The organism is Collinsella sp. LCP21S3_D3, assembly GCF_052118305.1.
In the GTDB taxonomy this organism is placed as follows: domain Bacteria; phylum Actinomycetota; class Coriobacteriia; order Coriobacteriales; family Coriobacteriaceae; genus Collinsella.
The window spans coordinates 37,644-58,274 of sequence record NZ_JBQKHK010000012.1; the positions used below are offsets into that span (position 1 = coordinate 37,644).

General features: G+C 61.7%; 19 protein-coding genes. 18 read left to right on the forward strand and 1 reads right to left on the reverse strand.

Annotated elements, in window-relative coordinates:
* Positions 1-92: 92 nt before the first annotated feature.
* Genes ACTQ1S_RS06745 through ACTQ1S_RS06765 form a run of 5 tightly spaced genes read left to right on the forward strand, consistent with a single transcriptional unit; the run spans position 93 to position 5,188 of the window.
* Positions 93-665: a twin-arginine translocase TatA/TatE family subunit gene (locus tag ACTQ1S_RS06745; RefSeq protein WP_427718929.1), complete on the forward strand. Its 573-nt coding sequence runs from the start codon at positions 93-95 to the stop codon at positions 663-665.
* Positions 665-1,459 (forward strand): twin-arginine translocase subunit TatC, encoded by a 795-nt coding sequence (gene tatC / locus ACTQ1S_RS06750; protein WP_193221504.1) that lies wholly within the window; start codon positions 665-667, stop codon positions 1,457-1,459. The genes ACTQ1S_RS06745 and tatC overlap by 1 nt, the downstream gene beginning before the upstream one ends.
* A 6-nt stretch (positions 1,460-1,465) precedes the next feature.
* Positions 1,466-1,822, forward strand: a complete 357-nt coding sequence (gene hypA, locus ACTQ1S_RS06755) for a hydrogenase maturation nickel metallochaperone HypA (RefSeq protein WP_152068469.1) — start codon at positions 1,466-1,468, stop codon at positions 1,820-1,822.
* A 54-nt stretch (positions 1,823-1,876) separates the two neighbouring features.
* Complete coding sequence (gene hypB, locus ACTQ1S_RS06760) at positions 1,877-2,560, forward strand: hydrogenase nickel incorporation protein HypB (protein WP_152068470.1); 684 nt, start codon at positions 1,877-1,879, stop codon at positions 2,558-2,560.
* A gap of 54 nt (positions 2,561-2,614) precedes the next feature.
* The gene (locus ACTQ1S_RS06765) at positions 2,615-5,188 is read left to right on the forward strand and encodes a DNA topoisomerase I (RefSeq protein WP_441031322.1); all 2,574 of its coding nucleotides are present in this window, start codon (positions 2,615-2,617) and stop codon (positions 5,186-5,188) included.
* Positions 5,189-5,332: 144 nt separating this feature from the next.
* Here the strand turns inward: ACTQ1S_RS06765 and ACTQ1S_RS06770 are convergent, their stop codons facing one another.
* Positions 5,333-6,319 (reverse strand): zinc-ribbon domain-containing protein, encoded by a 987-nt coding sequence (locus tag ACTQ1S_RS06770; RefSeq protein ID WP_441547352.1) that lies wholly within the window; start codon positions 6,317-6,319, stop codon positions 5,333-5,335.
* A gap of 306 nt (positions 6,320-6,625) precedes the next feature.
* Here ACTQ1S_RS06770 and tmk point away from each other — a divergent pair, with 306 nt between their 5' ends.
* The 13 genes from tmk (at position 6,626) to ACTQ1S_RS06835 (ending at position 20,461) form a co-directional block, all read left to right on the forward strand.
* Positions 6,626-7,309 (forward strand): dTMP kinase, encoded by a 684-nt coding sequence (gene tmk / locus ACTQ1S_RS06775; protein WP_441547353.1) that lies wholly within the window; start codon positions 6,626-6,628, stop codon positions 7,307-7,309.
* Between the two features lies 1 nt (position 7,310).
* Positions 7,311-8,438: an ATP-binding protein gene (locus ACTQ1S_RS06780; RefSeq protein ID WP_427718943.1), complete on the forward strand. Its 1,128-nt coding sequence runs from the start codon at positions 7,311-7,313 to the stop codon at positions 8,436-8,438.
* Positions 8,429-10,123, forward strand: a complete 1,695-nt coding sequence (locus ACTQ1S_RS06785; protein ID WP_441547354.1) for a PSP1 domain-containing protein — start codon at positions 8,429-8,431, stop codon at positions 10,121-10,123. Before ACTQ1S_RS06780 ends, ACTQ1S_RS06785 begins: the two co-directional genes overlap by 10 nt.
* A 150-nt stretch (positions 10,124-10,273) precedes the next feature.
* Entirely contained in the window at positions 10,274-11,032 is a 759-nt protein-coding gene (locus ACTQ1S_RS06790) for a ComF family protein (RefSeq protein ID WP_441547355.1), read from the forward strand.
* Between the two features lie 11 nt (positions 11,033-11,043).
* On the forward strand, positions 11,044-12,153 hold the full coding sequence (locus tag ACTQ1S_RS06795) for a hypothetical protein (RefSeq protein ID WP_441036926.1): 1,110 nt from the start codon (positions 11,044-11,046) through the stop codon (positions 12,151-12,153).
* A 749-nt stretch (positions 12,154-12,902) separates the two neighbouring features.
* Positions 12,903-13,895 carry a substrate-binding periplasmic protein gene (locus ACTQ1S_RS06800; RefSeq protein ID WP_441547358.1) on the forward strand — a complete coding sequence of 331 codons (993 nt, stop codon included), beginning with the start codon at positions 12,903-12,905 and terminating at the stop codon, positions 13,893-13,895.
* Positions 13,896-14,212: 317 nt separating this feature from the next.
* On the forward strand, positions 14,213-14,797 hold the full coding sequence (gene hpf / locus ACTQ1S_RS06805; RefSeq protein WP_055285508.1) for a ribosome hibernation-promoting factor, HPF/YfiA family: 585 nt from the start codon (positions 14,213-14,215) through the stop codon (positions 14,795-14,797).
* An 80-nt stretch (positions 14,798-14,877) separates the two neighbouring features.
* On the forward strand, positions 14,878-15,831 hold the full coding sequence (locus tag ACTQ1S_RS06810; RefSeq protein WP_441547356.1) for a DegV family protein: 954 nt from the start codon (positions 14,878-14,880) through the stop codon (positions 15,829-15,831).
* A 98-nt stretch (positions 15,832-15,929) separates the two neighbouring features.
* The gene (locus ACTQ1S_RS06815) at positions 15,930-17,009 is read left to right on the forward strand and encodes an NAD(P)-binding domain-containing protein (protein ID WP_427718955.1); all 1,080 of its coding nucleotides are present in this window, start codon (positions 15,930-15,932) and stop codon (positions 17,007-17,009) included.
* Positions 17,010-17,014: 5 nt separating this feature from the next.
* Positions 17,015-17,443: a hypothetical protein gene (locus ACTQ1S_RS06820; protein WP_427728604.1), complete on the forward strand. Its 429-nt coding sequence runs from the start codon at positions 17,015-17,017 to the stop codon at positions 17,441-17,443.
* Between the two features lie 15 nt (positions 17,444-17,458).
* Positions 17,459-18,157: a hypothetical protein gene (locus ACTQ1S_RS06825; protein ID WP_427718960.1), complete on the forward strand. Its 699-nt coding sequence runs from the start codon at positions 17,459-17,461 to the stop codon at positions 18,155-18,157.
* Positions 18,158-18,163: 6 nt separating this feature from the next.
* The gene (locus ACTQ1S_RS06830) at positions 18,164-19,249 is read left to right on the forward strand and encodes an isocitrate/isopropylmalate dehydrogenase family protein (RefSeq protein ID WP_427728602.1); all 1,086 of its coding nucleotides are present in this window, start codon (positions 18,164-18,166) and stop codon (positions 19,247-19,249) included.
* 126 nt (positions 19,250-19,375) lie between these two features.
* Positions 19,376-20,461 carry a hypothetical protein gene (locus ACTQ1S_RS06835; RefSeq protein ID WP_441547357.1) on the forward strand — a complete coding sequence of 362 codons (1,086 nt, stop codon included), beginning with the start codon at positions 19,376-19,378 and terminating at the stop codon, positions 20,459-20,461.
* The last annotated feature ends 170 nt before the right edge of the window (positions 20,462-20,631 follow it).

Consider the following 20,631-nt stretch of genomic DNA (forward strand, 5'->3'; position numbering starts at 1 on the left):
CGTCCGGGCGCTATACTTGACCGAATGAATAGACGAGTTCCGGCCGAATGGCGCGGTGCGGGCTCGACTCACATCGAGCCTTGGAGGTATGTGTGTTTGGTATTGGAGAGGGTGAGCTCGCGATCATCGTGGTCTTCGGCTTTTTGCTGTTTGGCCCGGATAAGCTCCCGCAGATGGGCCGCACGATCGGCCGTGCCATCCGTCAGTTCCGCGAGACGCAGGAAAAGATGACGGCTGTTGTTCAGTCCGAGATTATCGATCCGGTAAGCGAGGCCGCTTCGGCTCCGGTCAAGCCCAAGAAGGCTGCCGTCGATGACGATTCCGATGCGGACGAGGATGCCGTCGAGACGGCCGCGCCCGCAAAGAAGGAGACCTTTGCCGAGCGCCGTGCCCGCCTTGCCGCCGAGAAGGCCGCGAGTGAGGGTGCTGCCGAGGACGAAGGTGCTGCTGGTGAGGCTGAGGGCCCCGAGTCTGCCGCTGCCGCCGTCGAGCCCGAGCCTGCTGCAGAGCCGGAGCCCGAGCCCGAGCCGGCAGAGCCCACGACGGCTGACCTCTACGCCCGTCGTCCCCGCAAGCGCAAGGCCGTCGTCGACCAGCTCGCTCGCGAGCTCGAGGCCGAGGACGACGCCGCTGCCGCCCATGCCCCGAAGGGAGGCGATGAGTAATGCCTATCGGACCTGCGCGCATGCCGCTCTTCGATCATCTGGGTGAGCTCCGTCGCCGCCTGACCATCGTGGTCGTGTCGGTCTTTGCCGCCGCCATCGTGCTGTATTTCGCCACGCCCGTGGTGCTCGACATCCTGGAAGACCCCATCCGCTCCTTTGTGCCGGACGGTAAGTTCTACATCACCACCACGCTCGGCGGCTTTGGTCTGCGCTTTTCGCTGGCCCTCAAGATGGCCGTTGTCATGTGCACGCCTATGATCATTTGGCAGATTCTGGCGTTTTTCCTGCCGGCGCTTCGCCCCAACGAGCGCAAGTGGGTTGTGCCCACGGTGCTCGCCTCGACGGTGCTGTTCTTCCTGGGCGCAATCTTTTGCTACTTCATCATCATCCCTGCGGGCTTTGAGTGGCTCATCGGCGAAACCTCGGCCGTCGCTACGGCGCTGCCCGATCTGGAGAACTACGTCAACATGGAGCTGCTCTTTATGATCGGCTTTGGCGTGGCGTTTGAGCTGCCGCTCATCATCTTCTACCTTTCTGTCTTCCATATCGTGTCCTATGCGGCCTTCCGCGGTGCCTGGCGTTACGTATACGTTGGCCTGCTTGCGGGCTCGGCTGTGATTACGCCCGACGGCTCGCCCGTTACACTGGGTCTCATGTATGGCGCCCTGCTCTCGCTCTACGAGATTTCGCTCGCCATCGCCCGCGTGGTCATTACCGCGCGCGATGGCAAGGAAGGCTTGTTTGTGAGCCGTCTGGATCTGTTCTCGAACGACGACGAGGACGACGAGGAGTAAATCCGTATGCACGAGGTTGGCATTGTCAACGGCATACTCGATACAGTGATTCGCGCGGCGCGTGGGGCGGGGGCCTCGCGCGCTGTTTTGGTAACGCTGCGCATTGGGGATATGACCGAAGTTGTGCGTGAGGCGCTCGACTTTGCGTGGGAGACGTTTCGCGACGAGGACATGCTCACGCGCGGCTGCGAGCTTGCCGTGGAGGAAGTCCATCCACAAAGCGAGTGCCTGGACTGCCGCGAGGTCTTTGAGCACGACCGCTTCCATTGCCGCTGTCCTCAGTGTGGCGGCACCAACGTGCGCCTGCTGCACGGCCGCGAGCTCGACATCGCCAGCATCGAGATTGAAACCCCCGACAATTAACCAGCCTGCCATTTGGGGACGGGGTATAAATGGTAGAAGTAAGGAGTGCCGAGTATGGCCGAGAAAACTATTGATATCGCATCGCCAATTCTGTCGCGCAATGAGCGCCTGGCAGATCAGCTGCGCCAGCGATTCAAAGAGACAGGCACCTATGTGATCAATGTGCTGTCGAGTCCCGGCTCTGGTAAGACCACCACGATTCTGGGCACCAACGAGCGCCTGCGCGACAAAGCCGGCCTGCGCTGTGCCGTCATCGAGGGCGATATCGCCTCGGATGTCGACGCCATCACCATGAAGGAAGCCGGCATGCCCGCCATTCAGATCAACACGGGCGGTCTGTGCCACCTCGAGGGCAACATGATCATGGAGGCCGTTGACGCGTTCGACCAGGCAGTGGGCCTTCAAAACATCGATGTTATCTTTATCGAAAACGTGGGCAATCTGGTCTGTCCGGTCGACTTTGACCTGGGCGAGAACCTGTCCATCATGATTCTCTCGGTGCCCGAGGGCGACGACAAGCCCATTAAGTACCCGGGCATCTTCCAGCACGCTGGCGCACAGCTGCTCAACAAGGTCGATGTGGCCCCGGCTTTCGATTTTGACATGGATAGGTATACTAAGACACTCGATGACCTCAATCCGCAGGCGCCGCGGTTTGCCGTGAGCGCACGCAAGGGCGAGGGCATGGATGCCTGGTGCGATTGGCTCATCGGGCAGATCGAACAAACAAGGGCGTAAGTCGGCCGTCGTACGTGCGGGCGCAGCCGCAGACACACGAGATAGGAGCCTCTTTTGAAGCTCATCATCGCCGAGAAAAACGACGCCGCGCGCCAGATCGCCGAGCGGCTGTCCACGGGCAAGCCCAAAAAGGACAAGGTGTACAACACCGCCATCTACCGTTTTGAGTGGAAGGGCGAGGAGTGCGTGACAATTGGCCTTGCCGGTCACATCCTTGCGCCCGATTTTTGCGACAGCGTGCTGTTCGATAAAAAGCTGGGTTGGTATTCGGTCACCGAGGACGGCGAGATGCTGCCGGCCGATATACCCGATGGCCTGGCGCGTCCGCCCTATGACACCAAGCGCAAACCGTTCCTTGCCGACGGTATCTCCATCAAAGGCTGGAAGCTCGAGAGCCTGCCCTACCTTACCTGGGCGCCCGTTATCAAGCTGCCGGCCGAGAAAGAGCTCATTCGCTCGCTCAAGAACCTTGCCAAGAAGTCCGACAGTGTCATCATCGCCACGGACTTCGATCGCGAGGGCGAGCTGATTGGTTCGGACGCCCTCAACAAGGTGCGCGAGGTTGCGCCCGACTTGCCGGTTGCCCGCGCCCAGTATTCTTCGTTTACCAAGGCCGAGATCACGCAGGCCTTTGATAACCTCGTCTCGCTCGACCAGAACCTGGCCGATGCCGGCGAGAGTCGTCAGCACATCGACCTCATTTGGGGTGCGGTGCTCACGCGCTACCTGACGCTCGCCAAGTTTGGCGGCTTTGGCAACGTGCGTTCTGCCGGCCGCGTGCAGACCCCGACGCTCGCCTTGGTGGTCGAGCGCGAGCGCGAGCGCATGGCGTTTGTGCCCGAGGACTACTGGCAGATCCGCGGCATGGCTGCCGCGCAGGCTGCTGCCGAGGACGACCGCTTTAAGATCGCGCACAAGACGGCGCGTTTTACCGACAAGGATGCTGCTGAGACGGCGTACGGTCACGTTGACGGTGCCAAGACGGCAACCGTCGCCGCGGTGACCAAGCGCTCGCGCAAGCAGCAGCCGCCCACGCCGTTTGCGACCACCTCGCTGCAGGCTGCCGCTGCGGCCGAGGGCATCTCGCCCGCACGCACCATGCGCATCGCCGAGTCCCTCTACATGGCGGGCCTCATCAGCTACCCGCGTGTCGACAACACCGTGTACCCCGCGACGCTCGATCTGGGCGCCGTGGTGAGTGACCTGGCAAAGATCAACCCGGCGCTGGCGCCCGTATGCAAAAAGGTGCTCGCCGGTCCCATGAAGCCCACGCGCGGCAAGGTCGAGACCACCGACCACCCGCCTATCTACCCCACGGGCGAGGGCGATCCGTCCACGCTCGACGGTGGCCAGCGCAAGCTCTACGACCTCATCGCTCGCCGCTTCTTGGCGACGCTTATGGGCCCTGCCACCATCGAGAACACTAAGCTCGAGCTCGACGTGAACGGCGAGCCGTTCGTGGCTTCGGGCGATGTGCTCGTGACCCCGGGTTTCCGCGAGGCATACCCGTACGGACTCAAGCGCGACGAGCAGATGCCGCCGCTGGAGCAGGGCGACACGGTCGACGTATTCGACATTAAGCTCGAGGCCAAGCAGACCGAGCCGCCCGCACGCTACAGCCAGGGCAAGCTCGTGCAGGAGATGGAAAAGCGCGGCCTGGGCACCAAGTCCACGCGCGCGAGCATCATCGAGCGCCTGTACGCCGTGCGCTACCTCAAAAACGATCCCGTGGAGCCGAGTCAGCTGGGTATCGCCATCATCGATGCACTGTCGCAGTTTGCCCCGCGCATCACGAGCCCCGATATGACCAGCGAGCTCGACGGCGACATGACCCGCGTGGAGCGCGGCGAAGATACCGAAGAGCATGTCGTGACGCACTCGCGCGCGCTGCTGGCCGGCGTGCTCGATGAGCTGCTCAAGCATACGCAGGAGCTGGGCGACGCCATCAGCGATGCCGTCACGGCCGATGCGCGCGTGGGCGCCTGCCCCAAGTGCGGCAAGGATCTGGTCATGAAGACGAGCGCCAAGACCCGCGGCAGCTTTATCGGCTGCATGGGCTGGCCCGACTGCGACGTGACCTATCCGGTGCCGAGCGGCGTCAAGGTAAGCCCGCTCGAGGGCGAGGCGGCCGTGTGTCCCGAATGCGGCGCACCGCGCATTAAGTGCCAGCCGTTCCGCCAGAAGGCTTTCGAGATCTGCGTGAACCCCACGTGTCCCACCAATTACGAGCCCGACCTTAAGGTGGGCGAGTGCAAGGTGTGCGCCGAGGCCGGACGCCATGGCGATCTGATTGCGCACAAGAGCGAGAAGAGTGGCAAGCGCTTTATCCGCTGCACCAACTATGACGATTGCGGCGTGAGCTATCCGCTGCCGGCGCGTGGCAAACTCGAGGCGACGGGCGAGACCTGTCCCGAGTGCGGCGCTCCCATCGTGGTGGTCAACACGGCGCGCGGTCCGTGGCGCATCTGCGTCAACATGGACTGCCCGACCAAGGAGAAGAAGCCCGCCCGCGGCCGCAAGACGACGACCAAGGCGAGTACGGCGAAGAAGACCACGGCGAAAAAGACGACTGCCAAGAAGGCTGCCGCGAAAAAGACGACCACAAAGAAGGCGGCCGCCAGCAAGTAGCGGCGCAGTCGAAACATTGCCCAAAACAAAAACGGGCGAGGGTCCCATGATCCTCGCCCGTTTTTTGTTCGGCAGTTAGGGACGTTCCTTTTCTACCGGCAGTTTAGGAACGTCCCTAACTGCCAGCTCGGGAACGACAAAACGCTAGTTCACCTCGACGGGTTTAGCGCTGGGATAGCGGTCCTCAAAGTCCAAGCGATACTTGTTGCTGCTGGTTCCCGGCTCGTTGTCGCGTGCCAGCGGCGCCACGATTTCGTCCTTATGGTCCGAGGGCTTTGCGTACTTTAGGCTGATCTCCCAGGCATCGCAGATCGCGTCGATGCGGTGATCAAGGTCGTCATACAGGGCAATGATGTCTTTCCAGGAGTTGTAGTTCTTAGAGCTCATGGGGACGTTCAGGTCCTCGACGATATCGTAATACTGCTCGATGGTCTCCTCCGTGCGCTCGGCGACGTCGGCGAGATTTTGACGGGTGGTGCGATCTTCTTCCAGATAGCTACCATTGAAGGCCTGCGCGCAGGCGCGGACCTGGCTATCGAGGTCCTCGAGCAGGTCGTAGTATTCGCTCAGGCGACGGTAGAGGTTCTGCTCGGAGAGGGTTGCTTCGCCGCCAGCCTCGTCCTCGTCGTCATCGTCATCGTCGTAAAGGCTATTGGGGTCGCCGAGAGGCTTGAGGTCATCATCGTCAACATCGTGGTGCAGCTTGGTAACCTCGGCAGTCGTCTGCGTGGCGGAGTCGTCGAACGGTTTGATCACAAAGAAGATGACCAGGGCGATGATGATTGCCACCAGCGCAACGATAACGGCGATAAGCGCCCCGGTGCCGCTCTTTTTGGGAGCGGGGGTCTGTGGCGAAGCAGGCGCGTATGCGGGAGCCGGCTGCTGTTGGGGCGAGCCGCTCGCGACGGGTATGCACTGCGTGGTCTCGACGGCCGCGGGGCTTGCGGCGGGGTCGGAGCGATAAGCGAGGGGATCGTCCGCCTTGGCTTGCGGCGTATCAAGGGGCCCGGTCTGGTCAAAAGCGGGCTGGCTATCGCTCGCGGCTGTTTGCTCAACGGGTGCACCGCACGAGGTGCAGAACTTGGCATTATCTGCAAGAAGCTTGCCGCACGAGGCGCAATACCGAGACATTGCCACTCCTTTCGCCACATTTCAATGCCATACGACGATTATACCCAGCATCCAAAATTCCCCATCATAAGTTGCGGTGAAATAGGGACTGTTTGGCGGTCTTAGAGCTTCAATCAGTCCCTATTTCACCGCAACTTTGGAAAGGCACCTTTAGTCATTGGGAGTCATTGGGGACGTTCTTAAACGACCAGTCATTTAAGAACGTCCCCAATGACTAGGTTGGATTTGGGGTGCGCCTGCCCCTGGGGTATCATGATTTGGTTGATATATCTGCATTTACGCGCCTTGTAGGAAGGGACTGCGCCCATGGCTTTTGAGTCCGCTCAACATAGCTTTATCACGCTCGAGGGCGTCGATGGTGCCGGTAAGTCCACGCAGGCGCGCCTGCTGGCCCGTGCGCTCGAGCTCGCTGGCTACCAGGTCGTGACCCTGCGTGAGCCGGGTGGTACCGCCATTAGTGAAAAGATCCGTGCCCTGCTGCTCGATCCCGCCAATACGGCGATGGGGGATACCTGCGAGCTGCTGCTCTACGAGGCCGCACGCGCCCAGCTGGTGCACGAGGTCATAGCTCCCGCCCTTGCGGCCGGCAAAGTGGTCCTGTGTGACCGCTTCTATGATTCCACGACCTGCTACCAGGCGTTTGCCGACGGCCTCGATCGCCAGATGGTACGCGACGCCAACAACCTTGCTGTCGCGGGGACGCACCCGGCGCTCACGCTCGTCTATCACATCACGCCCGAGCAGGCAGCGCTTCGCATGTCCGCCCGTGGTGCGGTCGACCGCATGGAGGCCAAGGGCATGGCGTTCCAGGAGCGCGTTTACCAGGGATTTAGTGCCATTGCCGCCGAGGAGCCAGATCGCGTGAAGCTCATCGACGCCACCGCTTCCATCGAGGACGTCTTCGCGCAGACGGTCGAGCGGGTTCGCGCGTACGGTCTCGACATTTCCCAGGACGCCGTCACCGCCACGCTTGCCCAGGAGGCCGAGTAACATGGCCCCCGCTCTGGCAAGCCTGCTGGCCAAGCTCGACACCCAAGAGCGCGTACGCGATTTTTTGACCAACGCCGTCGCCAGCGGCCGCGCATCGCACGCCTACCTGTTTTTGGGCGCTCCCGGTGCCGGCAAGCTCGATGCCGCCTGGGCACTCGCCCAAGCCTTCCTGTGCGAGCAGGACGGCTGCGGCTCATGCGATAGCTGTGTGCGTGTCGCCCGCCATACGCACCCCGACGTGCACTATTACACGCCCGAGAGCGCCACGGGCTACCTCATCGCCCAGACCCGCGAGCTGCTCGACGACGTGCCGCTGGCGCCCATCCGTGCCAAGGCCAAGGTCTACATCATCGACCGTGCCGAGCAGCTGCGCGCCAACACCGCCAACGCACTGCTCAAGACGCTCGAGGAGCCGCCCGAGGGCGTTATGTTTATCTTGCTGGGCACCTCGGCAGACGTGATGTTGCCCACCATCGTGAGCCGCTGCCAGTGCGTGCCGTTTCGGCTGGTGTCGCCCGCCGTGGCCACGAAGGCCGTGAGCCGCGCGACGGGCCAGGATCTCGCACGCTGTCGCATGGCGGTCGCCGTGGCGGGGAGCCCCACGCGCGGCATCGAGTTCCTTAAGAGCGCCGAGCGCCAGGATGCTCGCCGCCAGATGATCCGCGCCATCGATTCGCTCATCGCCGCCGACGAGGCCGATGTACTCAGCCGCGCCAAGTCGCTCATCGTCGCCGTTAAGGCTCCGCTCGCCGAGGTCAAGTCCACGCAGGAAAAGGTGCTCGAGCAAAACGCCGATTATCTGTCGCGTGGAGCATTGAAGCAGCTTGAGGACCGCAACAAGCGCGAACTCAACGCGCGCGAGCGTTCGGGTATCATGGAAGCGCTGGCGAGCGCGCGGACGCTCATGCGCGACGTGCTGCTGACGCTTCAGGATGAGGCGGCAGACATTGTGAACGAGGACGTGCGCGACACGATCGGGCGGCTTGCCGCCGCGACGAATGTTGCGGGTGCCACCCGGGCGCTCGAGGCGGTCGCGACCGCCGAGCGCAACATTGCCAGAAACGTTACTCCCCAGCTGGCCATCGAGGTCATGCTGTTCGATATCAGGAAGGCACTGAAATGCCGTTAGTCGTACCCGTTAAGTTTACCTACGCCTCGCGCGACCTGTGGTTTGACCCGCAGGGTCTGGATATCCTCGAGGCCGATTATGCCATTTGCTCCACCGAGCGCGGAACCGAGATCGGCCTGGTCACGGCCGATCCCTTCGAGGTGCCGCAAGACGAGATCGGTCAGCCGCTCAAGCCCGTGCTGCGTGTGGCGAGCGATATCGACCTGCAGCTTGCCGACGACCTGGCCATCCAGGGCGATGAGGCCATGGTTGATTTCCGCCGTCTGGTCAAAGATCTCGACCTCGAGATGAAGCCGGTGGGTGTCGAATACCTGTTTGGCGGCGAGAAAGCCGTATTCTACTTTGCGGCCGAGGAACGCGTCGATTTTCGTCAGCTCGTCAAGGACCTGTCCTCGACGCTGCACATTCGCGTTGACATGCGCCAGATTGGCGTGCGTGACGAGACTCGCTTGGTGGGCGGCTATGCCCAATGCGGACAGGAGCTCTGCTGCACGCGCTTTGGCGGACAGTTTGAGCCCGTCTCGATTCGCATGGCAAAAGAGCAGGACCTGCCGCTCAATTCGTCTAAGATCAGCGGCGTGTGCGGCCGCCTGATGTGCTGCCTGCGCTATGAGTTCGAGGCGTACAAGGACTTTAAGAGCCGTGCGCCCAAAAAGAAGACGCTCATCGATACGCCGCTCGGCAAGGCGCGTATCCAGGAATATGACACGCCGCGTGAGCAGCTGGTGCTGCGCCTGGAGAACGGTAAAGTCTTTAAGGTCAACTTGGCCGATATGACGTGCTCGGAGGGCTGCAAAAAGAAGGCCGCCGAGCAGGGCTGCAGCTGCCGCCCCGACTGCGTGACGCGCGATGTGCTCGAGCGCATCGAGTCGCCCGAGATGCGCCTGGCGCTCATGGAACTCGATCGCGAGAACGGCGTCGACGTGGGCGATGGCCTGTCGAGTGCCGACCGTCTGGCCGGCACGTCGATGCCCAAGCGCCGTCGTCGCGATGCCGAATCCGATGCTTGTGCCGGTCAGGGCCAGGGCGAGGGTCGTGGCCGCGGAAAGGGCCGCGGCAAGGCCGAGGCTTCCGAGGCCGAGGAGGCGGCCGGCGGCCGTCGTCGCCGCAAGCGCGCGGCGTCCGTCGACAACGGCGAGACCGCGGGCAAGAACGCCTCTCGCGAGCGCGAGGCTCAGCAGCCCCAGCAGCAAAACCGCGGCGGCGGCATGAACCCCACGCGCCGTCGTCGCCGCCACCTGTCGAGCGAGGAGCGCGAGGACGCCTTCCGCGCCGCAGCCGCTCGCGAGGCCGGTGCCGCTCCCAAGGGCGCCTCGGCCTCCGACGCGCCTGCCGACAAGGCTGGCAGGCCACGTGGCGAGGAGGAGCGCGCGCCGCGTCCTCGCCGTCGCCATTCCTCGGGCACGCAGCAGAAACCCTCGGTTCCTTCTGTGGCCGATCAGGTTTCGGATGGTGAAGTCAAGGTCACGCGCCGTCGCCCCGGCGATGGCGGAGGAGCTGCCGCCAAGGCTTCGCGCGGCGGTGCTCGCGACGAGCGCGAACCGCGTGAGGATCGCAGTGGCGAGGGTTCGGCCGACCAGAGTCAGAAGCGCCGCCGCCGTCGCCGTTCCCGCAAGCCGCGCCAGGATGGTGGCGAAGGCTCGACCCACACCTCGTCCGCACCGCAACCGCCTGCCGGCGAATAGCGCCCGCAAGCGGATTCGACTTGTCTGACCCCAAGTGCAACGGGGTATCATGGCACTGAATCGACAACCCTCCCTTCGCCCAAGCGTAGGGAGGGTTTTGTCATAAATAACTGTCTGAATGGTTTGAGCCGCTTACGGAGTGCCGGCATCTTGCCGTTTGCGGATGAATTGCTACCGTTTGCCGAGCGCGCGGCGCATGAGGCACTCGAGGTTCTTTCGCCCACGCGATGCGCCGGTTGCGAGCGTGCCGGTGCGCTTATTTGTCAGGAGTGCCTGGCGTCGCTCACGCTTGTCGATCCGCGCCACAGCTGCACGAGGTGCGGCGCTCCGTTTGGAGACCTGCTGTGTACCGAGTGCTCGGTCGAGGGTGCGTCTTCGACGGTGGCTAAGGCCCTCGATCGCTGCCTGGTGTGCGCTGTCTATGCACATCCGTTGCCGCGCATCATCAAGGCATACAAGGATGCGGGCGAGCGCCGTCTGGCACCGTATCTGGCAGAGCTGCTCTACGACACCGCCCTGCATGCCCAGGTAGCAGCCCCCGACCGTTACGGCGGCGTGCTGTCCGGTGCCGACGCGGTGGTATTTGTGCCCGCGACTGCGGCGGCGTATCGGCGGCGTGGATTTGATCACATGGAAGCAATCGCTCGCTCGTTTTGCGATCTTTCGGGCGTGCCATTGGTGGACGCCTTGGTCAAATACGGTCATGGCGACCAGCGCGAACTCGGTCGCGCCGAGCGCCGGGAACATGCCCGGGACATGTACGAGACGGTCGAGGATGTACGTGGCTGCCGTCTGCTGCTCATCGACGATGTCATTACCACGGGCGCAACAATGGCAGCGGCCTCGGCGGAGCTTAAGCGCGCCGGCGCCAAAGCCGTCGATGGCCTCGCTATCGCACGCGTTTGGTAGGGGTGATTCGTGTGGCGGTAACAATCAGGCAGCACAATAAACCGACAAAAGAGCAGCTGGCGGCTTCCGTGATTCTGGCGGGCGCCTCGGCGTTGCGCTTGATTCGAGCCGAGCGCCGGCAGATGGGCTACATCGGCTGGAAGGACCTCAATCCCGATGAAGAGCGCCGCGTGCTGTGTACGTCATCGCCTTCGACCGAGGATGTCTATCTTCCCGACCTGGTGCGAATTGGAGCCAAAAGCGGCGAAGTGCAAGAAGATCTGTGCTTGCTGGTGGGATCTGCGGCGCAGCGCCGCCGCATGCCTGGCGTGGGCTGGTCCGTGTGCTCCAGGTTGCCTGCCGGCTCGATTCTAGAGGTGGAACCGGGGGTGTACAGCCTATCTCCCGAGGCCCTTTGTGTTGCCGTCGCCCGCGAGGTCGGCTGTACCCAGGCGTTTGCCCTGGCCCAGGAACTGTGTTCCAAGATTTCACTAAGCGATCGCGGGAAGTATCTACCTCCTTATACCTCGCCTGTTGCGAATAGACTTGCAAAGGACAAGGACCAACCGGCAGACGTGGGCTACTTTGAAGTCGAGCCGGTGCTGACGCCCGATCGCCTGGCAGATTACCTTGCGACATGCAAGGGGAGTGCGGCCAAACAACTGCGGCGGCTGTGTCCCTATCTGTCGGAAAACCTGCGCTCACCCATGGAGTGCATCATGCTTGCCATGTTTTCACTTCCGTTTTCCTATGGTGGATTTGCCTGCGGTCCTTTTAAGACCGACTACAAGATTGAGTTCGATGACCGCGCGCAGGCAATCTCGGGGATGCCGCATGCAGTTTGCGATGCGTATCAGGAAGCAGCCCGGTTTGACCTGGAATACAACGGTGAGCTGGGCCATTCCTCCCGGAGGGGACGTATCCATGATGAAAAACGCAACACGGGCTTGATTACTATGGGAATCGAGGTCGCGACGGTCAACAACGAAATGCTTTGCGACATGGAGGCAATGGAGGCACTCGCATGGCGCATCCACCAGCGTATGCGAAAGCGGTACCGGAATCGTGTCGATGCCCGCAGGAAGAAGCAAGAGGCGTTGCTTAACACGCTGCGGGCGTGTTTTGGGCTTAAACCGATATAATTCGCGTCGAAAATAGGGGGTTAATCATATGCCCTGGCCAAAAAATGGCAAATATGAGTACTGTCACTAAATCAGTAACAGCAAAATCAAAGAATTTAGGACTCGGAGGCGGCGTAAAGAAAGAAGATAATAAACAAATGTAGAATAACTAAGCATCAGATTGGCGACACTAAGCGCAAAATCTGTCCGAGAGGCCAAAATTGCCTGTTACAAAATTGGTAACAGTACTCATATTTGCCATTTTTTGGCCACGGCACCCCGAGGCGGGCACCCCGGAGCTCCCCGTAGGGGAGCTCCGGGCTTCATGGGGGCACGAATGGTCCGCTCCGACCTGCAAAATCTGTGCTCACGGTGCGAATGACGACCTAACCTTAAACTTTAGCTTGAACTTAGCTATAATGCGCTACGTTCCCGCCAGGCTGTGGTTGCGGACGGGCAATGCGCCCATCCAAGTCCAAGACAGACGCGGTCAAAGGGATCCACGTAAGCGACCGCGTGCGCGCGGCGCGATCATGGCGCGTCCTAGATGTAAGCCGCACCGTCCGTTCTACTTTCTTTGGGGCAATACCGCCTCGCGGGCGAGCGGGCCAGTCGTGAAGGTGGCTGCGGCCTCCCGAGCAAACGCCCCGGTGCGCAAGTGTGGGGTCAAATACCAGGTCAGCTGGTGGGAACAACCCGATATTCCGTGCAGGGCACGGATCGTATACGACACAGAAGGTAGGGTAGCGGACATGGTGAGGGGCAGCTTGATGCATGCAGCTCGGTTGGGTGCTGGGACCGCGGCGGTCATTGCCGTTTTGGGCCTGAGTGGATGCGCGTTCAATCCACTGTCCACGTTCACGACGCCCACGATCGACCAGATCGAGCGCGAGACCGTTACCCCCACGGTATCGGACGATGCCCTGGTCACGCCGGGAACCCTGACGGTCGCCCTCGATACTTCCGATGCCCCGCAAGCCATGCAGGATGCCGACGGAAACCTCACAGGCTATGCGGTCGATGCCGCTCGTGCCCTCGCATGCCGCATGGGTCTCAAGGTCGCCTTTGTCGATGCGTCCTCGGCCGATTCCGCGCTCAGCGATAAAAAGGCCGATATCTTCATTGGCGACGTCAGCTCTACGGACGGCGATATCAGCTCGCTTGGCACCTGTCTGTACGACGCCCCCGCCGTATTCGGCAAGAGCAGTGACGGCGAGTCGTTGAGCGTTTCCACCGAAATGCTTAACACCGCTACCCTGGGCGTTCAGACCTTCTCGGCCTCGCAGGAAGCGCTCGCCAAGCAGAGCATCACGGCCAACCAAAAGACCTTCTCCAACATCAACGAGTGCTTCGAGGCACTCGAGTCGGGCGAGGTCGATTACGTGGTCTGTGATTCCACGGCCGGTGGTTACCTCGCGCGCCTGATGAGCCAGATCTCCTGTGTCGGCACGCTCGAGACACCCTCCACGCTTGGCGTCGCAGGCCTTAGCTCTAACGATGAGCTGTGCCGTGCCGTGAGCGATACCCTCGACGACATCACGGTCGACGGCACGCTCGAGGCGGTCCACTGCGTCTGGTACGGCCAAATGCCCTATGACCTTACCGCCAAGACTGTTTCGGGGGCCAATGTGCAGGCATCCGAATCCACGTCCAACGAGACCGAGTCCTCCGATGGCGACACCTCCGATAACAACGGCGACAGCCCCTCGTCTAGCCAGGAGGGCGCCATCACCGACGATGACATCAACAAGCTCAATAGCTAGTTATTGGTAGGGGTGGCGCCTGCCATACATTGAACAAGGCGCTTCTTCACGGTTTCAACACGCATGGCCGGGTCTCCCCAATAGGGGAGCCCGGCTTTTCAATTTTGATAAAACCAGCAGCTCAAGGGCAATTTCCAGGAGAAAAACCAACTCCGCCGACGCCCTCATATAGCGCACTTTGCCGCGGAAAAGTGCGAGACTTCGGTATGCGGTATCAAGCAGTCGTTATTCGGGCCTTTGGGAATTCGGGTGATTAAATGCACGGCAATGGGTACATAGCCAGTACAGTAAGTCCCCGAGGCAGATTGGAGCCACGTATGGATATCAAGGTTTCTGGACGCAAGACGACGGTAACCGATGCTCTGCGTGCGCATGTGGACGAGAAGATCGGCGAGGCGCTCAAGGTTTTCGATATCGAGCCCATGACAGTCGACGTCGTGCTTCGTTATGAGAAGAACCCCTCGAACCCCAACCCGGCAATCGTCGAGGTCACGGTTCGTGCCCGCGGCTCTGTGATTCGCGTCGCCGAGCACGGCGCAGATATGTATGCCGCCATCGATCTCTCCGCCGATAAGGTCACCCGCCAGCTGCGCAAGTTCAAGACCAAGGTTGTGGACAACCGCCAGGGCGGTGCCAGCGCCGCGGATGTCGCACCGGTCGAGCGCGTCGAGGATCTGGCCGACCTGCTGCTGCCCGAGGAGGACGACGACCTGCTCGTCCGCGAGAAGGTCATCGATGTCACCCCGATGACTGAGGAGCAGGCGCTGGTGCAGACCGATCTGCTCGGCCACGACTTCTACGTGTTCGAGAACGCGACGACTGGCCTCATCAATGTGGTGTATCACCGTAAGAATGGTGGATATGGCATCATCAAGCCCCGCATCGAAACACTTGACGAGTAAAATACGTTAACTTGCATGAGTTAACGGTTGGCGGCCATCCCATGCGGGTGGCCGCCTTTTTTACGTAAGGAGTCGCTTTGATGGACAAGGCCGCATCCGCCGGTCATTCGGACCGTTGCCGTATCGTCGTCGATACCTGCTGCGACTTTAACCCCGAGGTCGCCGCGAACCTCGATGTCGATATCTTGGGCTTCCCTTTCATTATCGATGGCGAGGAGCGCACGGACGACATCTGGTCGAGCATGAGCCCTAAGGAGTTCTACGACCGCATGCGCGCCGGTGCCCGCGTGTCCACCTCGGCTGTGTCGCTCGGTCGCTATATCGAGTTCTTTACCGAGTGCGCCAAAGAGGGCACGCCCACGGTTTACCTGTGCTTTACCTCGGCGCTGTCGTCGAGCTACAACTCCGCGTGCCAGGCGGCAGATGCCGTGCGCGCCGAGTATCCCAACTTTGAGCTCTACGTGGTCGACAACGCTCTGCCCTGCGCGACCGGCGAGCTCCTGGCGCTTGAGGCCGTGCGCCAGCGTTCGGCGGGACTGACTGCCAAGCAGCTGGTCGATTGGGCAAACGAGGCCAAGACCTACGTGCACGGCTACTTTACGCTCGAGAGCTTCGATGCGCTGGCTGCCGGCGGCCGCATTCCGCCCGCGGCGGCGCAGCTCACGGCAAAGCTCGACGTCAAGCCCGAGCTCTCCTACGACCTTGCCGGCTCGCTGTCGCTGATCGGCGTCAACCGCGGCCGCAAGAAGGCGCTCAAGTCCATCCTCAAGTCGTTCCGCGAGAACTACGTGCCCGATCGCACCATGCCCATCGCCATCATGACGGCCGATGCCGAAAAGGACGGTGACTGGCTCGAAGCCGTCATCCGCAAGGAGGAGGGCTGCGCCGACGTCACGATCATTCGCAGCTCCGTGGGCCCCACCATCGGCTCGCACGTGGGCCCCGGCATGGTGGCCTGCGCGTTTTGGGGCAAGAACCGCACCGACAAGGCGTCGCTTTCCGACCGCATCGCCCGCCGCGTGCGCGGCCAGTAGACAAGCGCTGCGTCCGTAATCGCCCTCGACTCACAGCCCAAACGCTGGCAACGAGTATTCAACCTGGTAATAACACCCAACCCAAAAGGAAAGGTTTCATGGCAAACAAGCTCTCTGTCGCATTTATCGGCACCGGAATCATGGGTGCCCCTATCGCCGGCCACATTCTGGACGCTGGCTATCCCGTCACGGTCAACAACCGCACCAAGTCCAAGGCTGCAGCGCTTGTTGAGCGCGGTGCCGTCTGGGCCGATACGCCGGCAGATGCCGCGGCGAACGCCGATGTCGTCTTTACCATGGTGGGCTATCCCTCCGAGGTCGAGGAGCTCTACCTGGCGGGCGACGGTCTGCTCGCGTGCACTAAGCCCGGTGCGGTCCTGATCGACCTCACCACGAGCTCGCCCGAGCTGGCGCGCGACATTGCCGAGGCCGCCCAGGTTTCCGGCCGCATGGCGTTTGACTGCCCCGTCACCGGCGGCGAGTCGGGTGCTATCGCCGGCACGCTTACGGCTATCGTGGGCGCTACCGAGAACGACATTGCCCCGGTCCGCGATATCCTTTCCACCTTTGCGGCAACCATCTGCTGCTTCGATGGCGCCGGCAAGGGCCAGGCTGCCAAGCTCGCCAACCAGGTGTCGCTGGGCGCCTGCATGGTCGGCATGGCCGATGCGCTGGCGTTTGCCGAGCTGAGCGGCCTTGATATGGAGAAGACCCGTCAGATGATCCTGGGCGGCACCGGCAAGTCCGGTGCCATGGAGAGCTTGGCGCCCAAGGCGCTCGACGGCGACTACAAGCCCGGTTTTATGGTGGAGCACTTCATCAAGGACCTGCGCTTGGCGCTCGCCTATGCCGACGACCGCGAGCTTGCGCTGCCCGGCGCCGACGTGGCCTTTACGCTCTATGACATGCTCGACGCCATCGGTGGTGCCAAGCTGGGTACCCAGGCCATCAATGTCCTCTATAAGGAGGAGGCCGACGCCATTGCCGCCGGTCTGGACTGGTCGCAGTATCGTCCCGAGGAGCATGGTGCTCACGAGGAAGGCTGTGGTTGCGGCGAGCATGGCGACGACCACGAGTGCGGTTGTGGCCATCACCATGGCGAGGACCACGAGTGCTGCGGCGGCCACGGCCATGACGACGGCCACGAGTGCTGCTGCGGCCACCATCACGAGGAGTAGCGCCCATGAGCTGGACGTTCGTGGTGCTTGCACTAGTACTCTTTCTCTTTGCGATCTACATTGGCTTTTTGTGCGGCCAGTGGGCGTGCGAAAAGCGCGTCGTCACCAAGCGCGACTACTGGATTGCCAACTTTGCAGGAGCGGCGGCAGTCGTCCTGCTGACCTGGGTGTTCTCGCTGTTCCCGCTGGTGCAGTTTGCGCCGATCGGCTGGCTTGGCGGCTTTATCGCCGGCCTTAAGATGAGCTTTGGCGAGTCCGTTGGTCCGTGGCGCAAGCACGATGAGGTCTTTAACGTCAACCAGGCTCATCGCGCCGCCGCCGACGCAGGAGACGCCGAGGAGCGCCGCCGCGCGCGTCGCAATGGCGCGGCTGACCGACAGCTCATCTCGGTCACCGATGACAGCAAGGGTGCTGGCAGGCACACTAAGAAATAGTAAGAAGAGGTAACTATGGCAGAAAACAAAGACGAACAGCTCACCGACGAGGAGCTGGCACAGCTTCAGCTGGCAGAGGAGAACGAGAACACCGTCGACCGCTTGGTCCAGGAGCTCGGCTGCCCCACGCGCCGTATCCGCCAGTTTGCCGCCCGTGTGCTGCACCTGCTTGCCGAGCGCGACCCGCAGCGCGTCGTGCCCTGCGTGCCCGCGCTGATCGAGGCGCTCGACCGGCCCGAGGCTCAGACTCGCTGGGAGGCCCTCGATGCCCTGGCGGCGCTCGCCACCACCTGCCCCGACCAGCTGGGTGATGCCTTTGAGGGCGCCGAGACCGCACTGTTTGACGAGATTTCCTCCACGCTGCGCTATGCCGCCTTCCGCCTGCTGTGCGTGTGGGGTGCCACGAGCGTCGAGCGTTCGCGCGAGGCTTGGCCCATCCTGGACGAGGCCATCCAGTGCTACCACGGTGACCTCGAGTATCGCGATATGCTCGGCTGCCTGTACGAGTTTGGCAAAGGCGAGATCGATGCCGAGATCGCCGAGAAGCTTGCGCTGCGCCTTAAGTTCGATGCCGAGAACGGCAAGGGCAGCTATCTCAAGGCCCGTTCGAGCGAGATTTGCGAAATGCTTGTTAAACGTTTTGGCCTGGATCTCTCCAAAAAGAAGAAGCGTGCTAGCGTTAAAAAATCTGACGACGCCGAAGACGAGGAGTAACAGATTATGGCGCACGATGTAGTCCTGATTCCCGGTGACGGGATCGGTCCCGAGATTACGCAGGCCATGCGCCGCGTGGTCGAGGCCGCCGGTGTCCAGATCAATTGGAACGTCCAGGAGGCCGGTGCCGGCGTCATGGACGAGTTTGGCACGCCGCTGCCCCAGCATGTGCTCGATGCCGTCGCCCAGACCAAAGTTGCCATCAAGGGCCCCATCACCACGCCGGTCGGTACGGGGTTCCGCAGCGTCAACGTTGCCCTGCGTAAGTACTTCGATCTGTACGCCTGCGTGCGCCCCTGCCTGTCGCAACCGGGCGATGGCTCGCGCTTCCGCGATGTCGACCTGGTTATCGTGCGCGAGAACACCGAGGACCTCTACGCTGGTATTGAGTTCGACGAAGGCGCTGCCGAGGTCGAGGAGCTTTCACAGCTTGTCGAGCGCTCGGGTCAGAAAACCTTCGCCGCGGATTCCGCCATCTCGATCAAGCCCATCTCCATCGCCAAGAGCCGCCGTATTGTGGAGTACGCCTTTGAGTATGCTCGCCGCTGCGGTCGCAAAAAGGTGACGGCCGTGCATAAGGCCAACATCATGAAGGCGACTGACGGCCTGTTCCTGCGCGTGGCTCGCGAGGTGGCTGCCAACTATCCCGATATCGAGTTCAACGACAAGATCGTCGACGCCACCTGCATGGGTCTGGTTCAGAACCCCAACGACTTCGATGTTCTGGTCCTGCCCAATTTGTATGGCGATATCGTCAGCGACTTGTGCGCCGGTCTTGTGGGCGGCCTTGGCATGGCCCCCGGCTCCAATATCGGAGCCGACTGCGCCATCTTTGAGGCCACGCATGGCTCCGCGCCCGATATCGCTGGCCAGGATATCGCTAACCCCACGGCCGAGATTCTGTCTGCGGCTATGATGCTCGATCACCTGGGCGAGAACGACGCTGCCAATCGCATTCGCGCCGCCGTATCTGCCACGCTCGACGAGGGCGAGCAGGTTACCGGTGACGTGCGTCGTGCCCAGACCGGCTCCATTGAGGGCGCCGTGGGCACGCAGGCCTTTGCCGATGCCGTTATCGCGCATCTCGCCTAAGGGGATACGGCTTCAAACGCCTAAGCGGTACTTATACGTTTGCGGATAACCTGAGAATGAATACGCCCGGCGCTCTGTCGGGCGTATTCTATTGAGGACTATGTTTCTTAACAAGGAGTAACTGATATGGGTCTGATTCAAAAGAAGGACGAAAAGGACGAGATCGACGGCATCCAGATCATCGAGCGCGGCGAAGGCCCCGACGGTGACGAGGACGAGAAGATCGATCTGGTCGCAGGTGCGTCTGCCGAGCACATTGCTGCCGGCACGACCGCCGAGGAGGAGGACGCCCGCCTGGAGGCTCAGATTACCGCGGATGCCGCCGACGAGAACCTCATGCCTGAGGAGCAGGACGAGGACGATGACTCCGACGTGGACGACAGCGCATCCAAGCACAAGAAGACGATGATTGCCGCCTTTGTGGTCGCCATCGTGATCGCTGCCGTGGTCGGCTTCTTTATCGGCAACGGTGGTTTTGGCGGTAAGGGCGTCGGCTCGGCGACCCTCACCGAGGACCAGCTCGATTCGACCGTGGCAAGCTACAGCTACAACGGCAAGAAGAGCGACATCACCGCGCGCGAGGCCATCGAGAGCCAGTACAGCCTTGATACCGTCAAGGATAGCGATGGCAACTACACCGCTCCCTCTGCCGACGTTATCCTGTCCTACGTGCGCAACAAGATCCTGCTCGACGCCGCCGAGGACGAGGGCATCACCGTCTCTTCTAAGGAGATGAAGAAGTACGCCGAGGATTCTATCGGCACTTCGGACTACAAGACCATGGCCACGCAGTATGGCGTGTCCAAGGACCAGGCCAAGCAGATCGTCCGCCAGTCCGCAACGCTGCAGAAGCTCTACAAGAAGAAGGTGGGCGATAGCTCCGCTAGTATGCCGATCGCTCCGACCGAGCCTTCTGACGGCAACGAGGACACCGCGAGCAAGGACTACGCCGACTACATCATCAACCTTGCCGGTGACGAGTGGGATAGCAAGAAGGGTACCTGGAAGGACGCCGATAGCACCTACGCTAAGGCTTTTGCCGACGATGCCTTTACGGCCGATAGCGCTACCTATAAGCAGGCCATGACCGCCTATTACACCGCCTACCAGCAGTACTCTTCGCAGGCTTCGAGCGCCAGCTCCAAGTGGACCGAGTACGCCAACGGCCTCTACGCCAAGGCCAATATCAGCATCTACGGCCTGTTTGCGTAAAGATTGCCTGAGCCTTCGAGTACGAAGCCGAAATATCTGATGAAGCCCCCTAGAACGGATGAACTGCCTCCCATTTCTTGGACATGAGAAATGGGAGGCTTTTTATGCGTGTCGACTTGAGGGTGAAGCACGACATCGAGGCCAGGAAGGCGGCGATCGGGCTCTTCGAG